Annotated in this window: 2 protein-coding genes and 1 pseudogene; all 3 read left to right on the forward strand. The window is 42.9% G+C overall.

The genetic code is table 11. The annotated features are described in order from the left end of the window. On the forward strand, window positions 1-2,182 hold a 2,182-nt coding region (locus A3735_RS18315), incomplete at its 5' end, for an RND family transporter (protein ID WP_068638443.1). Between the two features lie 230 nt (window positions 2,183-2,412). Further along, window positions 2,413-4,344 (forward strand): threonine--tRNA ligase, encoded by a 1,932-nt coding sequence (gene thrS / locus A3735_RS18320; RefSeq protein ID WP_068507661.1) that lies wholly within the window; start codon window positions 2,413-2,415, stop codon window positions 4,342-4,344. Between the two features lie 56 nt (window positions 4,345-4,400). After that, window positions 4,401-4,574: pseudogene (locus tag A3735_RS18325) on the forward strand (translation initiation factor IF-3); the annotation flags it as partial.

Consider the following 4,574-nt stretch of genomic DNA (forward strand, 5'->3'; position numbering starts at 1 on the left):
GAATAGGGAGGATCTGGAAAATCTAGGTAACTCAATACGCGTTGCGGTGGCAGTTAAAGATGGTGACGTCTTTGACAAAGCGTATATGGAGACCTTGAGTGAAATAACAGATGAGTTGTTTTACCTTCCAGGCGTAGATCGCTCAGGAATGAAGTCTCTATGGACTCCCAATGTCCGTTGGGTGGAAGTTACTGAAGAAGGTTTTCAGGGCGGACCGATTATTCCTGATGGATATGATGGGTCTGATGAGTCACTAGAAGTTCTACGACAAAATGTGCTCAAGTCTGGGCAGGTTGGCCGATTAGTTTCGGATGACTTCAAATCGACAATTATATATGTCCCCTTATTTGAAATTAATCCAGAAACAAATGAACCTCTTGATTACAAAGACTTTTCTTTAAAGTTAGAAGACAAAGTTCGTAACCAGTACACAGCAAAAAATCCAAATATTAATGTGCATATTATCGGCTTTGCAAAAAAAGTTGGTGATTTGATCGAAGGGATTAGTGCGGTTGCGGTCTTTGCATTAATTACAATCGGACTAACTTTAACATTTTTGTTTGTCTACTCTCGCTGTATGGTCGGTACATTGGTACCTATTGTTACCTCTATTATTGCGGTGGTTTGGCAGCTAGGTATATTGAACTTACTTGGCTATGGTTTAGATCCTTATTCTGTACTGGTGCCATTCCTGGTATTTGCGATTGGTATTAGTCACGGTGTGCAGATAGTTAACCGGGTTGCGGTTGAGCAGGCTCATGGTTATAACCCGCTAATGGCTTGTCGTTTGACTTTTAGACAGCTTGTAAGGCCGGGTATTCTGGCTTTGCTTTCAGATGCGATTGGCTTTTTGACATTATTGTTCATTGAAATTGACGTGATTAAAGATCTCGCTGTTGCCGCAGGTGTAGGTGTGGCGGTTATTATTGTTACCAACCTTGTTCTCCATCCAGTGATCGTTTCGTACTCTGGTTTGAGTAAAGGTGGCCTGAAGCATGCTAAGCATGTTGAACTTCATGGTGACAAAAAGTGGCGCGCACTTTCATTTATGGCTCACCCAAGTGTGGCACCGATTTCAGTGCTTATTGCAATACTGGGTTGTGGTATAGGTCTCTACTACCAGAAAGATCTTAAAATAGGTGACTTGGATAAAGGTGCGCCAGAGCTGCGACCTGACTCTCGCTACAATTTAGATAACGACTATATTATCAGCAACTATAGTACCAGCGCCGATATTATGGTTGTGATGATTAAAACGCCAAAAGAAATGTGTTCGACCTATGAGTTAATGGATGTCATGGATCGTATGCAATGGCGTTTGGAAAATACACCAGGCGTTGAATCTACCGCTTCTTTGGTCTCAGTGTCCAAATTGGTGACTAAAGCGCTCAATGAGGGAAGCTTGAAGTGGTTTGAAATATCCCGAAATGAGTCAATTATTAACTCTTCTATACAGCGAGCACCTTCAGGCCTGGTTAATTCAGACTGTAGTATGACGCCAATGATCATCTTCTTGGAGGATCATGAGGCCGATACGCTTGATACTGTGATCGACACGATGGAAGACTTGATCGATCAGTACCCAAGTGAAAACTACCAGTTCTTACTTGCGGCAGGTAATGCAGGTGTTGAAGCGGCGACTAACGAGGTTATTTCCAAGGCTAAGAATGTCATGTTAGCCTCTGTTTACTCGGTCGTTAGTATTTTGTGTCTGATTACGTTCAGGTCTTTAGCTGCTGTTATTTGTATCGTTACACCTTTGGCACTTACCTCGGTTCTGTGTGAAGCGCTTATGGCTCAATTGGGTATTGGTATTAAAGTTGCGACACTTCCTGTTATTGCCTTGGGTGTGGGGATTGGTGTCGATTATGGTATCTATATCTATAGTCAGTTAGAGACTAAACTGAAACAAGGTGTGGTCTTACAAGAGGCTTACTTTCAGACGCTTAGAACGACAGGTAAAGCGGTCTGCTTTACGGGTATGACCCTTGGTTTGGGTGTATTTACTTGGATATTCTCGCCAATTAAATTCCAGGCAGATATGGGGATCCTGCTGTTCTTTATGTTCTTGTGGAACATGGTTGGCAGCTTGTGGTTGCTACCCGCGATGGCACGCTTCCTTGTTCGCCCTGATAAGATTGCTGCAAAAGAAAGAGCTAAGCTGGCAAAAGCTGCTGCTTAATCTTAAGGAGTCTAAAAACCCCGATACTCAATGAGTGTCGGGGTTTTTTCTTTTTTGGAGCCACTTAGGAATAAGGTCGCAGTTTTAGTATTGATGTGCATCGATCAACGTAAACTTGGAGATATCGGTACAAATTTACTTGTTTTTTGTTTAGAATCGCGCGCTTGTAATTTTTTAATTTTTAACTCATGTGACCTTTAGTAAGGGCCACCACTGATTTTGAGGTAGATATGCCAGTTATTACGCTTCCTGATGGTAGTCAACGTTCGTTTGAAAATGCTGTATCCGTATTGGATGTTGCTGCAGATATAGGTCCAGGTCTTGCCAAGGCAACCATCGCTGGTCGCGTAAATGATGTATTGGTCGATGCTTGTGAGTTGATTCAAGAAGATTCCACACTAAGTATTATCACTGCAAAAGATGAAGATGGCCTTGAAATATTGCGTCACTCATGCGCTCACCTTGTTGGTCACGCAATTAAGCAGCTTTGGCCTGATGTCAAAATGGCGATTGGCCCAACGATTGAAAATGGCTTCTACTATGATGTTGATTTAGAGCATCGTCTCACTGAAGAAGATATGGCAGCCCTCGAGAAGCGTATGCTTGAGCTTGCTAAGAAGAGCTATGACGTTGTTAAGAAGACCGTAAGCTGGCAAGAAGCACGAGATGCTTTCGAAGCGCGTGGTGAAACTTATAAAATGGAAATTCTTGACGAAAATATCGCCAAGACCGATACGCCAGCTTTGTATCACCATGAAGAATATATAGATATGTGCCGCGGCCCTCACGTGCCGAACATGAAATTCTGCCATCATTTTAAACTAATGCGTATTTCTGGCGCGTACTGGCGTGGCGATTCTGACAACAAAATGTTGCAGCGTATCTACGGTACAGCTTGGGCAGATAAGAAGCAGCTAAAGCAATATTTGAATCGCTTACAAGAAGCCGAAAAGCGAGACCATCGTAAAATAGGTAAGAAGTTAGACTTATTCCACATGCAGGATGAGGCGCCAGGTATGGTCTTCTGGCATGACAAGGGGTGGAGTATCTACCAGACTATCGAAAACTACATGCGTACCAAGCAGCGCAAGTATGGTTATAAAGAAATTAAGACGCCTCAAGTGGTTGAGCGTACGCTATGGGAGAAGTCGGGCCACTGGGATAAATTTAGTGAGCAGATGTTTACTACTCACTCAGAGAACGCAGACTTTGCAATCAAGCCGATGAACTGCCCATGCCACGTTCAGGTATTTAATCAAGGCTTGAAGAGTTATAAGGAGTTGCCCTTACGTCTTGCCGAGTTTGGTTCTTGCCATAGAAATGAAGCATCTGGCGCTTTGCACGGTATTATGCGAGTGCGTGGTTTTGTTCAGGATGATGCGCATATTTTCTGTGCTGAAGAGCAGATTCAGGAAGAAGTATCTTCCTTTATCGATATGTTGCACGAAGTTTATCAAGATTTTGGCTTTAGCGAGATTCTTTACAAGCTATCTACGCGACCAGAGAAACGCGTTGGTTCAGATGAGGTTTGGGATAAGTCCGAAGCAGCCTTAGCAGAATCTCTGGACGCTAAAGGCTTGAAGTGGGATTTATTGCCTGGTGAGGGAGCGTTTTACGGCCCTAAGATTGAATTCTCTTTGAAGGATTGTTTAGGCCGAGTATGGCAGTGTGGAACGATTCAAGTAGACTTTTCGATGCCGGGTCGACTAGACGCCCAATATGTAAGTGATCATCAGGAACGTAAAACTCCGGTCATGTTACACCGTGCTGTGTTAGGTTCTTTTGAGCGATTTATCGGTATTTTGATCGAACAGTACGAAGGTGCATTTCCATTCTGGTTGGCGCCTGAACAAGTCGCAATACTGAATATTACCGATAAACAGAGCGAATATTGCAAAAAAATACATAAAAATATCGAAGAAGCGGGATATAGAGCACATCTGGACTTGAGAAACGAGAAGATCGGCTTTAAAATTCGCGAGCACACAATTAACAAGATTCCTTATTTACTTGTTGTGGGTGATAAGGAAGTTGAAAATAATACAGTGGCTATTCGTACTCGTAAGGGAGAGGATCTTGGCGTGATGCCTTTAGAAGATGTTCTCGCGGTCTTCAAAGAAGATTTTGTACAGAAAGGTCGTATCGCAAATTCTGGTGAGTAAGCAGTATAAAATGTGCACCTCATCTATGTTTGCATTTTTAATGTGGAGAAATAGACATTAAGCGTAATAACCAAAGTGGCAAGTCAAAAAAAGCGTTGATCAACGAGAATATCGAAGCAACGGAAGTTCGTCTTATAGCAGAAGATGGTGAGCAGTTAGGTATTGTTCCGATAGAAGACGCGCTGGCTCGTGCCACACAAGTAAGTTTAGATTTGGTTCAAATTGCCAAC

Source organism: Oleiphilus sp. HI0061 (assembly GCF_001635675.1).

What these genes read in the sequence shown, in the direction of transcription:
- thrS (WP_068507661.1), top strand. Translation starts at nt 2,413, where the DNA reads ATGCCAGTTATTACGCTTCCTGATGGTAGTCAACGTTCGTTTGAAAAT.